Here is a 19,804-nt window from a genome sequence, read left to right as displayed (position 1 = left end):
TCCCACACAGGTCACTACCGATGGAGTTTGCCGTGAGCACCGCAGAAACCGCCCCGACCACCGGCACGGCCCGCGTCAAGCGGGGCATGGCCGAGATGCTCAAGGGCGGGGTCATCATGGACGTCGTCACCCCCGACCAGGCGAAGATCGCCGAGGACGCCGGCGCCGTCGCGGTCATGGCGCTCGAGCGCGTCCCCGCCGACATCCGCGCGCAGGGTGGCGTGTCCCGGATGAGTGACCCCGACATGATCGACGGCATCATCGCCGCCGTCTCGATCCCGGTGATGGCCAAGGCCCGCATCGGACACTTCGTCGAGGCTCAGATCCTGCAGTCCCTCGGCGTCGACTACATCGACGAGTCCGAGGTGCTGACCCCGGCCGACTACGCCAACCACATCGACAAGTGGAAGTTCACCGCGCCGTTCGTGTGTGGCGCCACCAACCTGGGTGAGGCGCTGCGTCGAATCACCGAGGGCGCGGCGATGATTCGCTCGAAGGGCGAGGCGGGCACCGGTGACGTCTCCAACGCGACCACCCACATGCGCACCATCCTCGGCGAGATCCGCCGTCTCAGCTCGCTGAGCGACGACGAGCTCTACGTCGCCGCCAAGGAGCTGCAGGCGCCGTACGAGCTCGTGGTCGAGGTCGCCAAGGAGGGCAAGCTCCCGGTCACCATGTTCACCGCCGGTGGCATCGCCACCCCCGCCGACGCCGCGATGATGATGCAGCTCGGTGCCGAGGGCGTCTTCGTCGGTTCGGGCATCTTCAAGTCCGGCAACCCGGCCGAGCGGGCCGCCGCCATCGTCAAGGCGACGACCTTCTTCGACGACGCCGACGTGCTCGCCAAGATCTCCCGTGGACTCGGCGAGGCCATGGTCGGCATCAACGTCGACGACCTGCCGGTGGGCCACCGTCTGGCCGAGCGCGGCTGGTGACCCAGACGTAGCGACGTGACGTAGACGTACCGAGCGCACAGGCGCCACCGCTTCGGCGGTGGCGCCTGCGTCGTTTCCGGCGCTGTCGCGTCCGGGGCAGGCTGCACTATTGTCTACGTATGAATGCAGACAGTGGCGTTTGCCGCGGGCGTCTGCCGGACGATCAGGCGGGCCTGGTCGTCGACGTCTTCCGGATGCTGGCGGATCCGACCCGCGTGCAGGTGCTGTGGGCCCTGGTCGACCGTGAGTTGTCGGTGAACGAGCTCGCCGAGCACGTCGCCAAGCCCGCACCCTCGGTCTCGCAGCACCTGGGGAAGCTCCGGATGGCACGTCTGGTGCGAACCCGGCGCGAGGGCACGCAGGTCTTCTACCGGCTGGGCAACGACCACGTCCGACAACTCGTCACCGACGCGGTGTTCAACGCCGAGCACGCCGGCCCCGGGGTGCCCGCGCATCACCGTCCGAACGACGAGATCCGAGCCCGCTCCGACGGAACGGCGGTCGGGGGACCGGCATGACCCCGGCCCGGGACGTCGCGCACGGCCACGGACACGGGCACGGGCACGGGCACGGGCACGGCCACGACAACCGCCGCGGATTCGTCCGGGAGTTCTTCGCGCCCCACAGCCACGACCCGGCCGACAGCGTCGACGACGCGCTCGAGTCCAGCACGATCGGGATCAGAGCGGTCAAGATCAGCCTGGTGGCGCTCACGGTCACCGCAGTGGCGCAGGCGCTGGTCGTGGCGGTGTCCGGGTCGGTGGCGCTGCTGGCCGACACCGTCCACAACTTCGCGGACGCGCTCACCGCGGTGCCGCTGTGGATCGCGTTCGCGCTCGGCCGGCGGGCGGCCACCCGCCGGTACACCTACGGTCTCGGTCGGGCCGAGGACCTGGCCGGGCTGTTCGTGGTGCTGATGATCGCCGTCTCGGCCGCCGTCGCCGCCGTGGAGTCGGTTCGCCGGCTCGTCCACCCGCCGTCGGTCCAGTACCTGGGAGCGGTGGCGGCCGCGGGCGTCATCGGTTTCGTCGGCAACGAACTGGTGGCGCACTACCGGATCCGGGTCGGCCGGCAGATCGGGTCGGCGGCGCTGGTCGCCGACGGGCTGCACGCGCGCACCGACGGGTTCACCTCGCTCGCGGTGGTGCTGGGGGCGGGCGGCGTCGCGGCAGGCTTCCCGCTCGCCGATCCCGTTGTAGGACTGCTCATCACGCTGGCAATCCTCGTCGTCCTCCGGTCGGCGGCCCGGGACGTGCTGCGCCGACTGCTGGACGGCGTGGACCCGGAACTGGTGGACGCCGCCGAGGCCGTGCTCGCCGGCGTGCCGGGGGTGCTCGGAGTGCGCAGCCTGCGGATGCGGTGGATCGGTCACCGCCTGCACGCCGACGCGGAGGTGGACGTGCCCGAGACTATGACCCTGGCCGACGCCCACCGGCTCGCGCACCGCGCCGAGTCCACGCTCGTCGGCGCCGTCCCGAAGCTGGGCTCTGCGCTGATCCACGCGTATCCCGCGCACGCCACGGGCGACTGACGGGGCAGAGCTGTTGCTAGCCTTACCAAGTCGGGTTGCCGAGAGAGGGAGCGCCATGTCGTCCATCGAAGAGATCCTCGAACTCGAACGGCTGGAGAAGGACATCTTCCGGGGCATCGTCGCGGACACCATCCTGACCCGGACCTTCGGCGGCCAGGTGGCCGGCCAGGCGCTGGTCTCGGCGGTGCGGACGGTGGACGAGCGGTACCGGGTGCACTCGCTGCACGGGTACTTCCTGCGTCCGGGAAACCCGACGATCCCCACCGTTTTCCTGGTCGACCGGATCCGCGACGGCCGGTCCTTCTGCACCCGCCGGGTCACCGGGGTACAGGACGGGCAGGCGATCTTCACCATGTCGGCCTCGTTCCACGTCGGGGACGTGGGCATCGAACACGAGGACCAGATGCCGCCGGTGCCGGACCCGGAGGACCTGCCGGACACCGCCGACATCGCGAGCGACGAACTGTCCTGGGAGTTCCGCGAATGGGCCAACTGGGACCTGCGATTCGTCCCGGAGGACAAGGTGACTCGGCGCACGGGGGTGCCGGCGCAGCAGCAGGTGTGGTTCCGCTACCGCCGCCGCCTGCCCGACGATCCGGTCTTCCACGTGTGCACACTGGCGTACATGAGCGACATGACGCTGCTCGGCTCGGCGCAGGTGCCGCATCCCGACGCTCAGGTGCAGCAGGCCTCACTCGACCACGCGCTGTGGTTCATGCGCCCGTTCCGGGCCGACGAGTGGCTGCTCTACGACCAGTCCTCACCGTCCGCGGGGTTCGGCCGGGCCCTGACGCAGGGTCGGATCTTCGACCGGGCGGGTCACCTCGTGGCCGCGGTGGTCCAGGAGGGGCTGACCAGGTTGGTCCGCGAGGACTGACAGTTCTCCCCGATCAGGTGGCCGGTCCTGGTGCCCGCGCTTGCATCGAGTACACGCCAGGGAACCGCTGGTGGCCCCGTCGGGCGATTCGAGTCAGGCACGCGGGATCGGCGCGTGCCAACTCCAACGCCGCAATCGTCGCGAGTGAGCAGTGGCAGTGCCGGCAGCTTTTCAGGCTTCCTCGGCAGCTGGTCGACCGGGGCAGAGGCTGCTCTGGGAGGTTCCTTGCCGGGTTGTACGGTGAGCCATGCCGTTCCCCGCGTGCCGAGTGCTCCGCGCAGGAGCCTTGACACTGGTCGCGATCTTCTTGGTGGGCCTTGGCTACACGATGTCTGTCTACCGCAGCGTCAACGTGTTCACCCCGCCGGCAAGAATCGAGTCACTGGGCAGGACGTACATCCTGGGCAATGACGTTTTCAGTCGCGAGGAACTGAACCAACGCTACGGCCGAACGCACCGCGAGCACTGGACGCTCGAGCGAGTGGGCTGCCTGCCGCCCAGTCACAGCATTTACCAGTGGCAGAACGTTCGCGGTGAGGCCACGACAAGCGCCTTCCTGGAGTGGGGCAATCGATACATCGGCTACTCGCTCTCGGGCGGCCCGTGATCATCCGACACCGCTTCACGAGGTGGTCACCCGCCGTTGTCACCTCGATTTCGTATCGGTCGGAGGTCGCCTCGGGCGCTCCTCCGCCCGTCGGCGCCGCCGCGGGCATCCGTATCCTCGTTGCGTGCAGACGAGACGAATTCTGGAACTCGACACCGTGAACCCGGTGCCCACCGACCCGCCGGTGTCGACTCGGCACCTGCTGCCGGCGGGGGTGCCCCAGCAGTGACCGTCGTCAGCAGTCCCGAGATCGAGGAATCAGTGTCCATCACGTCAACGACAGGCGAATCAGTCATCAGCACAACACAACCGACCATCGGGGTGCTCGCCCTGCAGGGCGACTTCCGGGAACACCTCGCCGCGCTAGAGGCATCCGGCGCGCACGCGGTGACGGTGCGCCGGCACGCCGAGCTCGACGCGGTCGACGGCCTGGTCATCCCCGGCGGCGAGTCCACCACGATGAGCCGGCTGCTCACCGTCTTCGACCTGCTCGAGCCGTTGCGGGCCCGGCTGCGCGACGGGATGCCGGCCTACGGTTCCTGCGCGGGCATGATCCTGCTGGCCAGCGAGGTCCTCGACACCCGCCCCGACGCGCACTGCCTGTCAGGGCTCGACATCACGGTGCGGCGCAATGCCTTCGGGCGTCAGGTCGACTCCTTCGAGGAGGACCTCGACTTCGCGGGCATCGACGGCGACGCCATGCGCGCGGTGTTCATCCGCGCACCCTGGGTCGAACGGGTCGGGGAGGGTGTCGAGGTGCTGGCCACGGTGCCCGAAGGTCCCGCCGCCGGACGCATCGTGGCGGTCCGTCAGGGGGCCGTCATGGCGACGTCATTCCACCCGGAAGTGACCGGCGACAGGCGGGTCCACCAGCTCTTTGTCGACATGGTGCGGGGAGTGGCGGCCACGCGCGCGTAAACTCAGCGGTACTGTGTGCTCCCCGCTGCAGCGTGCACCGCTGCGGCGTGCGCATCTACGAACGGGAAGAGGGAACTACGCATGAGCGGCCACTCCAAATGGGCCACCACCAAGCACAAGAAGGCCGCGATCGACGCCAAACGCGGTAAGTCCTTCGCGAAGCTTGTCAAGAACATCGAGGTGGCGGCGCGTACGGGTGGCGGCGATCCTGCGGGAAACCCGACCCTGTACGACGCCATTCAGAAGGCGAAGAAGAGCTCCGTCCCCAACGACAACATCGAGCGTGCGCGCAAGCGCGGTGCCGGTGAAGAGGCGGGCGGCGCCGACTGGCAGACGATCATGTACGAGGGCTACGGCCCCAACGGCGTGGCGCTGCTGGTCGAGTGCCTCACCGACAACCGCAACCGCGCGGCCGGCGAGGTCCGCACCGCGATGACCCGCAACGGCGGCAACCTCGCGGACCCGGGTTCGGTGTCCTACCTGTTCAGCCGCAAGGGTGTCGTCATCCTCGAGAAGGCGGGCCGCAGCGAGGACGAGATCCTCGAGGTGGTCCTCGAGGCCGGCGCCGAGGAGATCAACGACCTCGGTGACACCTTCGAAATCGTCTCCGAGGCAGCCGATCTCATCCCCGTGCGCACCGCGCTCGTGGAGGCCGGCATCGACTACGAGTCCGCCGACCCGGACTTCCGCGCCTCCGTCGAGGTCCCGGTGGACGCCGACGGCGCGCGCAAGGTCTTCAAGCTGGTCGACGCGCTCGAGGACTCGGACGACGTGCAGAACGTTTACACCAACGTCGACCTGTCCGACGAGGTCCTGGCCGAGCTCGACGCCTGACCGCCGGTCGCGTCGGCCTGCGGGCCGACGCGACCGCGTGTTGGTCTACCGACCTGTCGGACCCCCGATCTATACTCTCGAACAGCTGTTCGCAATTGTGTCGAGAGGTGGGTTCATGCGCGTCCTGGGAGTCGACCCCGGGCTGACCCGGTGTGGTTTCGGGGTGGTCGACTCCGGCCGCGGCCGGACGGTCACGCCCGTCGCCGTCGACGTGGTCCGGACCCCACCCGAGATGGACCTGGCCCTGCGGCTGCTGCGCATCTCGGACGCCGCCGAGCAGTGGCTCGACCTGCACCGGCCGACCGTGGTCGCCGTGGAGCGGGTGTTCTCCCAGCACAACGTGCGCACCGCGATGGCCACCGCGCAGGCCGGCGGGGTGGTGGCGCTGGCCGCGGCCCGCCGCGGCATCGACGTCTGTTTCCACACGCCGAGCCAGGTGAAGTCCGCCGTCACCGGCAACGGCGCCGCGGACAAGAAGCAGGTCACCGCGATGGTGACCAAGATTCTCGGCCTCTCGGTCGCGCCCAAACCGGCGGATGCGGCCGACGCGCTCGCGCTGGCCATCTGCCACTGCTGGCGGGCCCCGATGATGGCCCGGATGGCGCAGGCCGAGGAGGCCGCGGCGCAGCAGCGGCTGCGGTACGAGGCGAAACTCGCGGAAGTCACCAAGTCCAGGCTCAAGAAGGCAGGTACCCGATGATCGCCTCCGTTCGCGGTGAGGTGCTCGAGATCGCACTCGACCACGTGGTGCTCGAGGCCGCCGGCGTCGGCTACCGGCTCAACGCCACCCCGGCGACGCTGTCCACGCTCACCCGCGGCGCCGACGTGCGCCTGGTGACCGCGATGATCGTCCGCGAGGACTCGATGACGCTGTACGGCTTCCACGACACCGAGTCGCGGGACCTGTTCGGTCTGCTGCAGACCGTGTCCGGGGTGGGCCCGCGACTGGCGATGGCCACGTTGGCCGTGCTCGAGCCGGTCGCGTTGCGCAAGGCGCTCGCCGAGGGCAACGTCACCGCGCTGACCCGGGTGCCGGGCATCGGCAAGCGCGGGGCCGAGCGGATGGTCGTCGAACTCCGGGACAAGGTCGAGGCCGTCCCCACCGCCGCGGACCCGCACCTCGGCGGGGCAGCGGGCGTCGTACCGGGCCTGGTCCGCGAGCAGATCGTCGAGGCCCTGGTGGGACTCGGCTTCCCCCTCAAGCAGGCCGAGCCGGCCACCGACTCGGTGCTCGCCGCGGACCCCGCAGCGGACACCTCCACCGCGTTGCGCTCGGCGCTCGGCCTCCTCGGTAAGACCCGATGACCATGCCCGGCAACGGATTCGACGGCACCGGTTTCGAAGACGGGGAGTCGGCCGTCGCGGCCAGCCTGGTGGCCGGCGACGTCGACATCGAGGCCAGCCTGCGGCCCACCTCCCTCGACGACTTCATCGGTCAGCCGCGGGTGCGCGAACAGCTGCAGTTGGTGCTGACCGGAGCCAAGCTGCGCGGCGGCACGCCCGACCACATCCTGCTCTCGGGTCCGCCCGGCCTGGGCAAGACCAGCATGGCAATGATCGTCGCGACCGAGCTCGGCTCGTCGCTGCGGTTGACCTCGGGGCCCGCACTCGAACGCGCGGGTGACCTCGCGGCGATGCTGAGCAACCTGGTCGAGGGCGACGTGCTGTTCATCGACGAGATCCACCGGATCGCCCGGCCCGCAGAGGAGATGCTGTACCTGGCGATGGAGGACTTCCGGGTCGACGTCGTCGTCGGCAAGGGCCCCGGTGCCACCTCGATTCCCCTGGAGGTCGCGCCGTTCACCCTGGTCGGCGCGACCACCCGGTCCGGGGCGCTGACCGGGCCGCTGCGGGACCGCTTCGGCTTCACCGCGCACATGGACTTCTACGACCCGCCGGAGCTGCAGCGCATCCTGATGCGCTCGGCCGGGATCCTGGGTGTGCAGCTCGGCGGCGACGCCGGCGCCGAGATCGCCCGACGCTCCCGCGGCACGCCGCGTATTGCGAACCGGTTGCTGCGACGGGTCCGCGACTTCGCGGAGGTCCGTGCCGACGGCGTGATCACCCGGGAGATCGCGGATGCGGCGCTGGCCGTCTACGACGTGGACCAGCTGGGCCTGGACCGCCTGGACCGCGCGGTGCTCAGCGCGCTGATCCGCAGCTTCGGCGGCGGCCCGGTGGGCGTGTCGACGCTGGCCGTCGCGGTGGGGGAGGAACCGAGCACCGTCGAGGAGGTCTGCGAGCCGTTCCTGGTCCGCGCCGGCATGATCGCGCGGACGCCGCGTGGGCGCGTCGCCACCGCCGCCGCCTGGCAGCAGCTCGGGTTGACGCCGCCCCCGGACGCGGCCGCCGGCGGTATCGAAGTCCGTGTGAACGAACCTCCGCAGGGTTTGCTGGACTAGTGGCACACTGGGGTACTGCGACGGTCCGACCCGGACCGGTCGCACGGACAACCTTTTAGGACTGACTTCAACAATGGAACTGCTGTTTCCGCTCCTTATTCTCGCCCTGCTCGTGCCGATGTTCCTCGGCATCCGCCGCCAGAAGAAGGAAATGGCGAAGACTGCCGAGCTGCAGGACTCGCTGACCGTCGGCAACCGTGTCCTCACCACCTCCGGGCTGCACGGGACCGTTGTCGGCCTCGGTGACACCACCGTCGAGCTGGAGATCGCCCCCGGCGTCGTGACCACGTGGTCGCGGCTGGTTGTCCGCGAGCTGATCGTCGACGACGAGGACCAGGTCGACGACCTCGATGCCGACGACCTCGACGAGGACACCACCGCAACGGATGCCGACGCGGCGAGCGAGGAAACCCCCGAGGAGACCCAGCGTCGCCTCGACAAGGAGTGAGCTAGACCGTTTCCGCTGCCGAGTGCCCTCGCTCGGCAGCGGTCGCGTCTGGGCGGGAGTTCGCCCCTTCGGACGCGGCCCGTGTCGGCGCACACCGACGCACCTCATACGCACTTCTAGGAGAACTACGGATCGTGGCACCTTCTACTGGAGCCGTACGACCAGCGCGTTCGCTCGTGATATTCGGGCTGATCGTTGCCGTGCTGTACGCGCTCGTCTTCTTCACGGGTGACAAGTCCCCGACGCCGAAGCTCGGCATCGACCTGCAGGGTGGCACCCGTGTCACGCTGACCGCGCGCACGCCGGACGGCAGCCAGCCGAGCCAGGACTCGCTGCGTCGCGCCCAGGAGATCATCGAGACCCGCGTCAACGGTCTCGGTGTGTCCGGGTCCGAGGTGGTGATCGACGGTGACAACCTGGTGATCACGGTCCCCGGAGACGACAGCTCGCAGGCCCGCACGCTGGGGCAGACCGCGCGTCTGTACATCCGGCCGGTGCTCGGTTCGCAGGTCTCGTCGAACGCGAAGGCCCAGGTGCCGGTCACCCAGACCCCGGCCCCGGCAGGCGCTCCTGCCCCGGAAGGTGCCCCCGCCCCCGAGGGTGCCCCGGCTCCGGAAGGCGCTCCCGCTCCGCAGAACCGTCCGTTCCCGGCGCAGGAACCGGCCCCCGCGCCGGCGCCCGAGCCCACCACCGCCCCGGCGCCGCCGAGCGGTGACCTGTCGACGGCGGACCAGGCGGCCGCCGAGATCGCCGAGGCGAAGAAGACCCGGCAGAGTACCGATCCCGCGGTCCAGCAGCAGGCCATGGCGACCCTCGACTGCAACGCGGCCGACCCGCTGCAGGGCAACGACGACCCGACGCTGCCGCTCGTGGCCTGCTCGACCGACGGCACCACCGTCTACCTGCTGGGGCCGAGCATCATCGACGGCCAGGAGATCGCCGACGCCACGTCCGCGTTCAACTCGCAGCAGGCGCGCCACGAGGTCAGCCTGACCTTCAAGTCCGACGGCAGCACCACGTGGGCGCAGTTCACCGCCGCCAACATCGGCAAGCAGGCTGCGTTCACCCTCGACTCGAAGGTGGTCAGCGCGCCCGTCGTGCAGGGTGCCACCCCCGCGGGCAGCGCCACCTCGATCACCGGTGACTTCACGGCCGCCGGCGCCAAGGAACTCGCAAACACCCTCAAGTACGGCTCGCTGCCGCTGTCCTTCTCGGCCTCCGAGGCCGAAACGGTCTCGGCGACACTGGGTCTGGCGTCGCTGCAGGCCGGCCTGATCGCCGGTCTGGTGGGCCTGATCCTGGTGCTGCTGTACTGCCTCATCTACTACCGCATGCTCGGTGTCCTCACCGCGCTGTCGCTGGTGCTCTCCGGCGTCCTCGTGTACGCGATCCTGGTGCTGCTGGGCCGGTACATCGGATTCACCCTCGACCTCGCCGGAATCGCCGGTCTGATCATCGGTATCGGCATGACGGCCGACTCGTTCGTCGTCTACTTCGAGCGGATCAAGGACGAGATGCGGGAGGGTCGCAGCTTCCGGTCCGCCGTGCCGCGCGGTTGGGCACGCGCCCGCCGGACGATCCTGTCCGGCAACGCGGTCAGCTTCATCGCCGCCGCGGTTCTGTACATCCTCGCGGTCGGGCAGGTGCGCGGCTTCGCGTTCACCCTCGGCCTGACGACCATCCTCGACGTGCTCGTGGTGTTCCTGGTCACCCATCCGCTGGTTCACCTGGCCTCGAAGTCCGACTTCTGGTCGAAGCCGAGCGTCAACGGCCTCGGTGCCGTCCAGCAGGTTGCCCGCGAACGCAAGACCGCCGCCACCTCGGTGCACAACGCCGTCGGTGCGCAGGCGAAGGAGGCCTGAGACAGTGACCAACTCAACCGAGGACCTGGCCCCCGAGGACCAGGCCGACCTGCCCAAGCACGGGCTGCTGTCCCGGCTGTACACCGGCACCGGCGCCTTCGAGATCGTCGGCAAGCGCAAGATGTACTACGCCATCATCAGCGTCATCGTGCTGATCTCCATGGCCAGCATCGTCTTCCGCGGGTTCACGCTGGGCATCGACTTCGAGGGTGGATCGCGAATCCAGTTCCCCGCGGCCGACAACGTCACCACCGAACAGGTCGAGGCGGTCTACACGGACACGCTCGGCATGGAACCGGTCTCGGTGCAGACCGTCGGTTCGGGTGACGCCGCGACCATCCAGATCCGGTCCGAGGCGCTGGACATCAGCCAGGTGGCCTCGCTGCAGAACGCGCTGTACGACACCTTCCAACCGGAGGACAAGGACGGCGTCCCGAGCAAGAACGCGATCTCTGTCGCGGACGTCAGCGAGACCTGGGGCAGCCAGATCACCAAGAAGGCGCTGATCGCGCTGGCGGTGTTCCTGGTGATCGTCGGCATCTACATCGCGATCAGGTTCGAGCGCGACATGGCGACCGCGGGACTGGTCGCGCTGTTCTTCGACATGGTCGTCACCGCGGGCGTGTACTCGCTCATCGGGCTGGAGGTCACGCCGGCGACGGTGATCGGTTTCCTGACCATTCTCGGCTTCTCGCTGTACGACACCGTCGTGGTGTTCGACAAGGTCGAGGAGAACACCCGGGGCATCCTGCACCTGACCCGCCGCACCTACGCCGAACAGGCGAACCTCGCGGTGAACCAGACGCTGATGCGTTCGATCAACACCACGGTGATCTCGGTCCTGCCGGTGATCGGCCTGCTGGTGGTCGCGGTCGGCCTGCTGGGTGTGGGCACCCTCAAGGACCTCGCGGTGGTGCAGCTGGTGGGCATCATCGTCGGTGCCGTGTCCTCGATCTTCTTCGCCACCCCGATGCTGGTGTCGATCAAGGAGCGTTGGGGACCTGTGGCCGCTCACACCAAGAAGGTGCTGGCCCGGCGCGCCGAGCGGGCGGGCGCGGCGGCCGGGACCTCGACCGCGGCCCTGGCAGGCTCGGTGTCGTCCCCGCGACGGACCGCGGAAGCACCGCAGCCGGGATCTCGGCCGACAGGGAAGCGCAACAAGAAGAGGCACTGAGATGAGCAGGCGTAGACGGATCGGCGTCGCCGGCGTCGTCGCGATCGCACTTGTCGCGACGGCAGCCGGTTGTTCGAAGGGCGAGGACCAGGTCCCGTCCATCGGCTACGCCATCGACAACGTGCTCACCACGTACAACGCGAACACGGTGGACGGTGCCGCGTCGGGTGCCCGCCAGGCGTTCGCGCGGGTGCTCCCGGGGCTGAGTTACCTCGGCCCCGAGGGCCGCGCCCTCGCCGACGGTGACGTCGGCACCGTCACCGCCCAACCGGGCGACGGGTTGAGCCTGCTCTACAAGGTCAACCCCAACGCGGTGTACTCCGACGGCGTGCCCGTGACCTGCGACGACCTGGTTCTGGCCTGGGCGGCCGGCAGCGGCCGGTTCACCGGCCCCGACCAGGCGCCGCTGTTCCACGCGGCCTCCCGGGCCGGCTACTCGGACATCGACCGCGTCGAGTGCCGGCCCGGGACCAAGGACGCCACCGTGGTGTTCCGGCCTGGGCGGGCGTTCGCCGAGTGGCGGGCGCTGTTCGGCGCCACCGAGCTGATGCCCGCGCACGTGGCCGCGCGGGCCGCGGGCGTCCCCGACGTGGTGACGGCGTTGCAGGGCGAGGACACCGCGGCGGCCGCGCGGGTCGCCGCGTTCTGGAACACCGGTTGGAACCTCACCGAGGGCGAGCTCGACCCGGCGGTGTTCCCGTCGGCCGGTCCGTACCGGGCGCAGTCGTACTCGGCCGAGGACGGACTGGTTCTCGTCGCGAACGACAAGTGGTGGGGGAACAGGCCCGCCACCGATCGGATCGTGGTGTGGCCCAAGGGTGTCGACCTGGAGGAGAAGATGGCCTCCGGCGACGTCGACGTGCTCGACGTCGGCGCGGGTTCGATCGACGGGTTCGATCCGGGCAAGGGTTTCAGCACCGTCCACGAGCCGTCGCGTAGCAGCGAGCAGCTGGTGCTGGCCACCGGCGGCGTGCTCGGCTCGGCCGATGCACGGCGGGCGCTCGCCTCGTGTGTGCCGCGCCAGCAGCTTTTCGACACGCTCGGCCACCCGGGCTACGCCCCGCAGTCCGGCCTCGGGTCCGGCGTGCTGAACTCCCGGATCGTGCAGGCGGACACGCTGCTGTACCCGCCGGTGGCCGCGGTCGCGGGGGACCGCTACCTGCGGGCGGACACCGGCGCAGCCAGCGCGGCACTTTCCGCGTCCGGGCAGGGTCCGATCACGGTGCGAGTGGGCTACCTGGCGCCCGACGCCCGGCGTGCCGCCACCGTTGCCGCGATCGCGGCGGCATGTTCTCCTGCCGGGATCACCGTGCAGGACAACGGATCTGCTGACTTCACCCCGTCCGCGTTGGCCGCCGGGAAGGTCGACGCCGTGCTCGGCGGGACCGCGTCCGCGCAGGGTGCGGCGGGCGCCGACTCCCTGGTGCCGCCCGCGTACTCGCTGGCGGAGGGCGAGGGCAGCAACTTCGGGCAGTTCCGCAACGGCCGGGTCACCGAGATCGCCGGTAAGCTCGCCGTCGAGACGGGCTACGACCGTCAGCTGGGGCTGGCGACCGAGGCCGAGAACATCCTGTGGTCGGAGATGCCGTCGATCCCGCTGTTCAACGAGCCGCGGACCACGGCGTTCGCGGACGGCATGCACGCCGCGGTGCCGAATCCGACGGCCGCAGGTGCGGGCTGGAACATGGACAGGTGGATACTGCTCAGGTGAGTACCGATCCGTCCCCGCACGCAGTCCCGTCCCTCGAGTCCGCTTCCGCGGACGTCGCCCGCCTGACCCGGTGGGCCGACGACTTCCCGGAGCCCGGTGTGCGTTTCGCCGACCTGACCCCGGTTTTCGCCGATGCGAAGGCTTTTCGCGACATCGTCGACGCCCTGGTGGCCATCGGCGGCGACGCGGACCTGGTTGCCGGCATCGACGCCCGGGGCTTCCTGCTGGGTGCGGGGGTCGCGCTGGCCCTCGACGCGGGCGTGCTGGCGGTCCGCAAGGCCGGCAAGCTGCCGCCGCCGGTGCTCAGTCAGTCCTACGACCTCGAGTACGGCTCGGCGACGCTGGAGGTGCCCGCCGACGGCGTCGACCTGCGGGGCCGGCGGGTGCTCGTCATCGACGACGTCCTGGCCACCGGCGGAACGCTCCGCGCCACAGCCGAACTGCTCGCCTCGGCGGGCGCCACGGTGGTGGGTGTCGCCGTCGTCCTCGAGATCGAGGCGCTCGCCGGCCGGGACCGGCTCGCCGAGTACCCGCTCACATCGCTGCTGCGGGTCTGAGGACTAAAGTTGTCGCTGGCAGCGTTGCGCGGCCAGTAGTGCACGACCGATTCGGTGGGAGGTGACGGAGATGACCCAGAACCTCGACAGGTCGCGGTCCGGAAACGGTGGACAGGGCTCGACTCCGGAGGGCACGACGCCCGCGGTGCCCACCTCGGCGTCCCGGCGGGTGCGGGCTCGGCTCGCACGCCGGATCACGGCGCAGCGCAACACCGTGGTCAAGCCGGTGCTCGAGCCGTTGGTCGCAGTGCATCGCGACCTGTACCCCAAGGCGAACCTGGCGCCCCTGCAGCGTGCCTACGACGTCGCCGAGGAGCGGCACGAAGGCCAGAAACGACGCTCCGGCGACCCCTACATCACGCATCCGCTGGCCGTCGCGAACATCCTCGCCGAACTCGGCATGGACACCACGACGCTGGTCGCGGCGCTGCTGCACGACACCGTCGAGGACACCGGCTACAGCCTCGAGCAGCTCACCGAGGAGTTCGGTGACGAGGTGGCGCACCTGGTCGACGGCGTCACCAAGCTGGACAAGGTGGTGCTCGGCAGCGCGGCCGAGGGCGAGACCATTCGCAAGATGATCATCGCGATGGCGCGGGACCCGCGGGTGCTCGTCATCAAGGTCGCCGACCGGCTGCACAACATGCGCACCATGCGCTTCCTGCCGCCGGAGAAGCAGGCGCGCAAGGCGCGCGAGACGTTGGAAGTTATTGCGCCGCTTGCGCACCGACTCGGGATGGCCACGGTCAAGTGGGAGCTCGAGGACCTGTCCTTCGCGATCCTGCACCCCAAGAAGTACGAGGAGATCGTGCGTCTGGTCGCGGACCGGGCGCCGTCGCGCGACACCTACCTGGCGAAGGTGCGGGCCGAGATCAACGCCACCCTGGCCGCGTCCCGGATCAGCGCGGTGGTCGAGGGCAGGCCCAAGCACTACTGGTCGATCTACCAGAAGATGATCGTCAAGGGCCGCGACTTCGACGACATCCACGACCTGGTCGGCGTGCGGATCCTGTGCGACGAGGTCCGAGACTGCTACGCCGCCGTCGGCGTGGTGCACTCGCTGTGGCAGCCGATGGCGGGCCGCTTCAAGGACTACATCGCCCAGCCCCGCTACGGCGTCTACCAGTCGCTGCACACCACTGTCGTCGGGCCGGAGGGCAAGCCGCTGGAGGTGCAGATCCGCACCCGCGACATGCATCGCACCGCCGAGTTCGGCATCGCGGCGCACTGGCGCTACAAGGAGACCAAGGGCAAGCACTCCAATGACGTCGCCGAGGTCGACGACATGGCGTGGATGCGTCAGCTGCTCGACTGGCAGCGGGAGGCGGCGGACCCGGGGGAGTTCCTCGAGTCGCTGCGCTACGACCTGGCGGTCAAGGAGATCTTCGTCTTCACCCCGAAGGGCGACGTGGTGACGCTGCCCGCCGGGTCGACGCCGGTGGACTTTGCGTACGCCGTACACACCGAGGTCGGGCACCGCTGTATCGGCGCCCGGGTCAACGGCCGGCTCGTCGCGCTGGAACGGACGCTGGAGAACGGCGAGGTGGTGGAGGTGTTCACCTCCAAGGCCGCCAACGCCGGGCCCAGCCGGGACTGGCAGACCTTCGTCGTCTCGCCGCGCGCGAAGACGAAGATCCGGCAGTGGTTCGCCAAGGAACGCCGCGAGGAGGCGCTGGAGGCGGGCAAGGAGGCCATCGCCAAGGAGGTGCGGCGCGGGGGCCTGCCGTTGCAGCGGCTGCTCAGCGCCGAGTCGATGTCGGCGATCGCGCACGAGCTGCGGTACCTGGACGTCTCCGCGCTGTACGCGGCGGTGGGGGAGCACAACGTCTCGGCGCAGCACGTGGTGCAGCGGCTGGTCGCGCACCTCGGTGGCGTCGGCGACGTCGAGGAGGAGCTGGCCGAACGGGCCACCCCGTCGACGATGCCGACGAGGTCGCGTCGGACCACCGACTCCGGGGTGTTGGTGCCCGGGGCCGAGGGAACGGTCGCCAAGCTGGCGAAGTGCTGTACCCCGGTACCGGGCGACGAGATCATGGGTTTCGTGACCCGTGGCGGCGCTGTGAGCGTGCACCGTGTGGACTGCACCAACGCGGCCTCGCTCAAGGAGCAGTCCGAGCGGATCATCGAGGTGGAGTGGGCGCCGTCGGCGTCGTCGGTGTTCCTGGTGGCCATCCAGATCGAGGCCCTGGACCGGCACCGGCTGCTCTCCGACGTGACCAAGGCGCTCGCCGACGAGAAGGTGAACATCCTCTCGGCCTCGGTGACCACCTCCGGTGACCGGGTCGCAATCAGCAGGTTCACCTTCGAGATGGGCGATCCCAAGCACCTCGGCCACGTGCTGAACGTGGTGCGCAATGTCGAGGGCGTCTACGACGTCTACCGGCTGACCAGCGCGGCGTAGGCGCTGACGCGCCTGCACCGAGGTGGGTCTCGACTCGACCACGTGAGCCGTGCCACCTCGGGCCGCTCAGATCTGCTCGGGGTCCTGCTTGGTTTCGAGCTCGTGTATCCGATTGGCGGCCTCATGGAGGCGTTTCTTGCGTGATGTGGCTTCCGAGTCCTTCAACTCCTCGTAGATCTCCTCATCGGTGTCGCCAAACCTCAGGATCATCCGGGGGATGCTGAGAGTGAGCACCAGCGACGGCCAGACGACCCAGGCGTAGTCCCAGCCGACGATCAGTTGCAGCACAAGGAAAGTCACGAGGGTGACACCGAAGATCGCCCCGTCGAGCGTCTCGATCAAGTCCCCGCGTCTGCGGAGGGAGGAAAGCTCCTCTTCGGGACTGCGTGATGCGGTTCGTGAAGCAACGGTGTCGCCGTTCCTCGTTGCCGGGGTGATTCCACTGACCGGGATCTTCCGAAGGTGCCCGTCGACCAGCTCGAGTGGCAGTCCGCCAGGAAGTCCTCGGAAAGCACTGCGGATTGCGTCGAGAGTGCGTGCGGAGGCGACTACTTCCGAGCGGTCGTAGAACTCGGTTCCATCCAACCGTCCTGCGGCGTAGTGCTCGCCGATGACATTCAATGCGTGCATGCGCTCGTCATCGCTGAGTAGAAGGTCTTCGCGGTCGGGTTCGTCCATCACGTAACGACTCTCTCTGTGAGCGGATTGTCAGATTCGTCAACGGAGAATCCTATGACCTCGTGCGTGGGCGATCGAAGCGCCGCGTACGACCGGAGCGGCCGCACGGCGATCGGAGTGTCCCGTGCCGGTGGGCATCGGGACGAACGAAGGTCTCCAGTCGGCGGGTGAGTGTCCGTGCAACACCACTCCACGACAGGAGACCTTCGTTTCAACGGCCCGTGACAACGAGTCGTCGCAGTTCTCGACCCGCCCGGTCGGGCGATTCAGTCAGCCGACGGTGACCTTCTCGATCTGCACGGGGGTGTTCGGCTTGCCGCCGCCCGCGGGCATCGACTCGTCGTTTCCTGCGGTGGCGACCTTCTCGATGGTGGCGAGGCCCTCCTCGGAGATGGTGCCGAACACCGTGTACTGCGGCGCCAGCGGGGAGTCCTCGTACACGAGGAAGAACTGGCTGCCGTTGCTGCCCGGCTGGCCGGTGTTGGCCATCGCGATGGTGCCGCGCGGGTACACGACGGGCTGCTGACCGGCGGGATCCGCCGCGGTGTACTGGGTGGACGGGTACTCGTTGAGGTAGCCGTAGCCCGGTCCGCCGCGGCCGGTGCCGGACGGGTCGCCGCACTGCAGGATGTACAGCCCACTGGTGCTCAGGCGGTGGCACGGCGTGTCGTTGTAGTAGCCCTGCTCGGCCAGGCTGACGAAGCTGTTCACCGTGCACGGCGCCTCGGCGCGGTTCAGGCTCAGCCCGATCGGGCCCTGCGAGGTGGCCATGGTCACCTCGGCGGTGCCCTCGGCCTGCACGCCGGCCGACGGCGGCGGGGTGACCGGCTTGACCGGCTGGCCGCTGGCCGGGTACGAGCAGGCCGCGGTGCCCTCGGTGGGTGTGGTGGCCGCGGGGAGCTTCGGGTAGGACGACAGGTCCGGCGGGTTGATAGTGGTGCCGGACGAGGTGGCGGACGTCGTGGCGGACGTGGCCGAGGATCCGCCGGCCGAGTTGTCGGTGCTGCTCGAGCAGGCGCCTGTCACCAGGGCCAGGCCGACGCCCGCGGCGACGATCAGGGTGCGCTTCATGCGGCCACGCTCGCGGTGGTGATCTGGATCGGGGTGTTCGGCTTGCCGCCGCCCGCGGACATCGAGCCGTCGTCGCCCGCCGCGGCGACCTTCTCGATGGTGGCGAGGCCCTCGTCGGAGATGGTGCCGAAGACGGTGTACATCGGCGGCAGCGGGGAGTCGTCGTAGACCAGGAAGAACTGGCTGCCGTTGCTGCCCGGCTGGCCGGTGTTGGCCATCGCGATGGTGCCGCGCCCGTAGGTCACGGACTCACCCAGGTTCGGGTCGTCGGGGCTGTACTGGTCGGTGGGGAACTCGTTGACGAAGCCGTAGCCGGGTCCGCCGGTGCCCTGGCCGGAGGGGTCGCCGCACTGGAGGATCTTCAGGCCGGTGGTGCTGAGCCGGTGGCAGGGGGTGTCGTTGAAGTAGCCCTGCTCCGCGAGGCTGACCAGGCTGTTGACCGTGCACGGGGACTCGGCGCGGTTGAGGTCGAGTCCGATCGGTCCCTGGGTGGTGTCCAGGTTGACCGTGACGGTGCCCTCGGCGGAGACGGCGGTCGCGTTCGGCATGTTCGCGGGCTTCGCGGGGGCCTGACCGTCCGGCATGTAGGTGCAGTCCACGGTCGCGGGCAGGGCCTCGGCGCGGCCCGCGGGCATGACGCCGGCCTCCTGGGGTGCGCTGCTCGCCGCGGTGGTGGACGTGTCTGCGCTGTCGTCGCCCTTGGTCAGGTTGTAGACGACTGCTCCGGCCGCGACCACGAGCACGGCGCCGAACACGGACGCTCCGATGGTCATCTGCTTGCGCTTGCGGGCCTGCTCGGCCCGGCGCTCGAGCTGTCGTTCCAGCTTCCGTTTGGCGGCCTGGCGACGTTGCTCATTGCTCGGCACTACTGCATACCTCCGGTAACCGCACGGGCGCGTCGCCCCGCGCGGCGGGACGAGCGGCCCTCGTATGTAGGGCATGACGCCCACTGGTCAGTCGCTGTCAAAGTCTGCCATTAGAACCTGTGAGCATGCTGACGGGTTGGCAGCCTAGGCTGTAGCCGGTCCCTCTGGACCGTCTTTGTCAGCAACACCTGTTTCCCCGCCACCGCCACCAAGGAGCGATTGCCGTGCTCGTCACCGGATTCCCGGCCGGAGCTTTTCAGACGAACTGCTACATCCTGGCGCAGGACGACTCGACCGAGTGCGTCGTCGTCGACCCCGGTCAAGATGCCACCGCGCCACTCGTCGAGTTCCTCGACCAGTCCGGACTGACCCCGACGGCGGTGCTGCTGACCCACGGGCACCTGGACCACACCTGGTCGGTGGCGCCGGTGTGCGAGAAGTTCGGGATCCCGGCCTACATCCACCCCGAGGACCGGTACATGCTCAGCGACCCGCTGCGCGGCACCGGTCCTGCGCTGGCCGCGATGATCGGCGACGCCGAGTTCCGTGAGCCCGCCGACGTGCGCGAACTGGTGGACGGTGACGTGCTGGAGCTGGCCGGCATCCGGTTCGAGGTGGACCACACTCCCGGGCACACCCAGGGTTCGGTGGTGTTGCGGACGACGGCGGCCACCGCGGACGGTCCGGTGCAGGTGGCGCTGACCGGCGACACGCTGTTCGCCGGTTCGATCGGGCGCAGCGACCTGCCGGGCGGCGACCACGAGCAGCTGCTGCGGTCGATTGCGGCCAAGTTGCTGGTCCTGGGTGACGACACCGCGATTCTGCCCGGCCACGGCGGCTCCAGTTCGATCGGGCAGGAGCGCGTGGCCAACCCGTTCCTGGTCGGACTGGCCGACTCCAGGTAAGTCGCGCCTCCCTGTCTGTCACGCCTC

At 69.4% G+C, this 19,804-nt stretch carries 20 protein-coding genes; 17 read left to right on the top strand and 3 right to left on the bottom strand.

Annotated features, from left to right (window positions below):
- The first annotated feature begins 32 nt into the window (after window positions 1-32).
- The 16 genes from pdxS (at window position 33) to RT2_RS07230 (ending at window position 16,257) form a co-directional block, all read left to right on the top strand.
- The gene (gene pdxS, locus RT2_RS07305; protein ID WP_072844223.1) at window positions 33-935 is read left to right on the top strand and encodes a pyridoxal 5'-phosphate synthase lyase subunit PdxS; all 903 of its coding nucleotides are present in this window, start codon (window positions 33-35) and stop codon (window positions 933-935) included.
- 119 nt (window positions 936-1,054) lie between these two features.
- The gene (locus tag RT2_RS07300; RefSeq protein ID WP_072843894.1) at window positions 1,055-1,453 is read left to right on the top strand and encodes an ArsR/SmtB family transcription factor; all 399 of its coding nucleotides are present in this window, start codon (window positions 1,055-1,057) and stop codon (window positions 1,451-1,453) included.
- A complete protein-coding gene (locus RT2_RS07295) occupies window positions 1,450-2,466 on the top strand; it encodes a cation diffusion facilitator family transporter (protein WP_072843893.1) in 1,017 nt (338 codons plus the stop codon). Before RT2_RS07300 ends, RT2_RS07295 begins: the two co-directional genes overlap by 4 nt.
- A 55-nt stretch (window positions 2,467-2,521) precedes the next feature.
- The gene (locus RT2_RS07290) at window positions 2,522-3,343 is read left to right on the top strand and encodes an acyl-CoA thioesterase (protein WP_072843892.1); all 822 of its coding nucleotides are present in this window, start codon (window positions 2,522-2,524) and stop codon (window positions 3,341-3,343) included.
- 286 nt (window positions 3,344-3,629) lie between these two features.
- On the top strand, window positions 3,630-3,950 hold the full coding sequence (locus tag RT2_RS07285; RefSeq protein WP_245709163.1) for a hypothetical protein: 321 nt from the start codon (window positions 3,630-3,632) through the stop codon (window positions 3,948-3,950).
- Between the two features lie 267 nt (window positions 3,951-4,217).
- A complete protein-coding gene (gene pdxT / locus RT2_RS07280; protein WP_281244412.1) occupies window positions 4,218-4,868 on the top strand; it encodes a pyridoxal 5'-phosphate synthase glutaminase subunit PdxT in 651 nt (216 codons plus the stop codon).
- A gap of 81 nt (window positions 4,869-4,949) precedes the next feature.
- Entirely contained in the window at window positions 4,950-5,702 is a 753-nt protein-coding gene (locus RT2_RS07275; protein WP_072843890.1) for a YebC/PmpR family DNA-binding transcriptional regulator, read from the top strand.
- A 115-nt stretch (window positions 5,703-5,817) separates the two neighbouring features.
- Window positions 5,818-6,402, top strand: coding sequence for a crossover junction endodeoxyribonuclease RuvC (gene ruvC, locus RT2_RS07270; protein ID WP_072843889.1), 585 nt, complete (start codon window positions 5,818-5,820; stop codon window positions 6,400-6,402).
- Window positions 6,399-7,007: a Holliday junction branch migration protein RuvA gene (gene ruvA, locus RT2_RS07265; RefSeq protein ID WP_072843888.1), complete on the top strand. Its 609-nt coding sequence runs from the start codon at window positions 6,399-6,401 to the stop codon at window positions 7,005-7,007. Before ruvC ends, ruvA begins: the two co-directional genes overlap by 4 nt.
- Window positions 7,008-7,009: 2 nt before the next feature.
- On the top strand, window positions 7,010-8,104 hold the full coding sequence (gene ruvB, locus RT2_RS07260; protein WP_072844219.1) for a Holliday junction branch migration DNA helicase RuvB: 1,095 nt from the start codon (window positions 7,010-7,012) through the stop codon (window positions 8,102-8,104).
- 73 nt (window positions 8,105-8,177) lie between these two features.
- Window positions 8,178-8,552 (top strand): preprotein translocase subunit YajC, encoded by a 375-nt coding sequence (yajC, locus tag RT2_RS07255; protein WP_072843887.1) that lies wholly within the window; start codon window positions 8,178-8,180, stop codon window positions 8,550-8,552.
- Between the two features lie 134 nt (window positions 8,553-8,686).
- A complete protein-coding gene (secD, locus tag RT2_RS07250; protein ID WP_072843886.1) occupies window positions 8,687-10,414 on the top strand; it encodes a protein translocase subunit SecD in 1,728 nt (575 codons plus the stop codon).
- A 4-nt stretch (window positions 10,415-10,418) separates the two neighbouring features.
- Entirely contained in the window at window positions 10,419-11,588 is a 1,170-nt protein-coding gene (gene secF, locus RT2_RS07245; RefSeq protein WP_245709161.1) for a protein translocase subunit SecF, read from the top strand.
- Between the two features lies 1 nt (window position 11,589).
- Complete coding sequence (locus tag RT2_RS07240; RefSeq protein ID WP_072843884.1) at window positions 11,590-13,299, top strand: ABC transporter substrate-binding protein; 1,710 nt, start codon at window positions 11,590-11,592, stop codon at window positions 13,297-13,299.
- Window positions 13,296-13,856: an adenine phosphoribosyltransferase gene (locus RT2_RS07235; RefSeq protein ID WP_072843883.1), complete on the top strand. Its 561-nt coding sequence runs from the start codon at window positions 13,296-13,298 to the stop codon at window positions 13,854-13,856. The genes RT2_RS07240 and RT2_RS07235 overlap by 4 nt, the downstream gene beginning before the upstream one ends.
- A 70-nt stretch (window positions 13,857-13,926) precedes the next feature.
- Window positions 13,927-16,257 (top strand): RelA/SpoT family protein, encoded by a 2,331-nt coding sequence (locus RT2_RS07230; protein ID WP_072843882.1) that lies wholly within the window; start codon window positions 13,927-13,929, stop codon window positions 16,255-16,257.
- 66 nt (window positions 16,258-16,323) lie between these two features.
- On the opposite strand, the gene RT2_RS07225 is transcribed toward RT2_RS07230, so the two are convergent.
- The 3 genes from RT2_RS07225 to RT2_RS07215 form a co-directional block, all read right to left on the bottom strand.
- Window positions 16,324-16,935 carry a DUF1707 SHOCT-like domain-containing protein gene (locus tag RT2_RS07225; protein ID WP_072843881.1) on the bottom strand — a complete coding sequence of 204 codons (612 nt, stop codon included), beginning with the start codon at window positions 16,933-16,935 and terminating at the stop codon, window positions 16,324-16,326.
- A 270-nt stretch (window positions 16,936-17,205) separates the two neighbouring features.
- The gene (locus RT2_RS07220) at window positions 17,206-18,006 is read right to left on the bottom strand and encodes a peptidylprolyl isomerase (protein ID WP_072843880.1); all 801 of its coding nucleotides are present in this window, start codon (window positions 18,004-18,006) and stop codon (window positions 17,206-17,208) included.
- Window positions 18,003-18,872 carry a peptidylprolyl isomerase gene (locus tag RT2_RS07215; protein ID WP_072843879.1) on the bottom strand — a complete coding sequence of 290 codons (870 nt, stop codon included), beginning with the start codon at window positions 18,870-18,872 and terminating at the stop codon, window positions 18,003-18,005. The genes RT2_RS07220 and RT2_RS07215 overlap by 4 nt, the downstream gene beginning before the upstream one ends.
- Before the next feature lie 224 nt (window positions 18,873-19,096).
- Here RT2_RS07215 and RT2_RS07210 point away from each other — a divergent pair, with 224 nt between their 5' ends.
- On the top strand, window positions 19,097-19,777 hold the full coding sequence (locus tag RT2_RS07210; protein ID WP_072843878.1) for an MBL fold metallo-hydrolase: 681 nt from the start codon (window positions 19,097-19,099) through the stop codon (window positions 19,775-19,777).
- Window positions 19,778-19,804: the final 27 nt, after the last annotated feature.

This window comes from Rhodococcus tukisamuensis NBRC 100609 (genome assembly GCF_001894985.1).
Taxonomy (GTDB): domain Bacteria; phylum Actinomycetota; class Actinomycetes; order Mycobacteriales; family Mycobacteriaceae; genus Rhodococcus_G; species Rhodococcus_G tukisamuensis.
The sequence above is the reverse complement of the archived record's forward strand: the minus strand, read 5'-3'. Positions and strand labels throughout refer to the sequence as shown.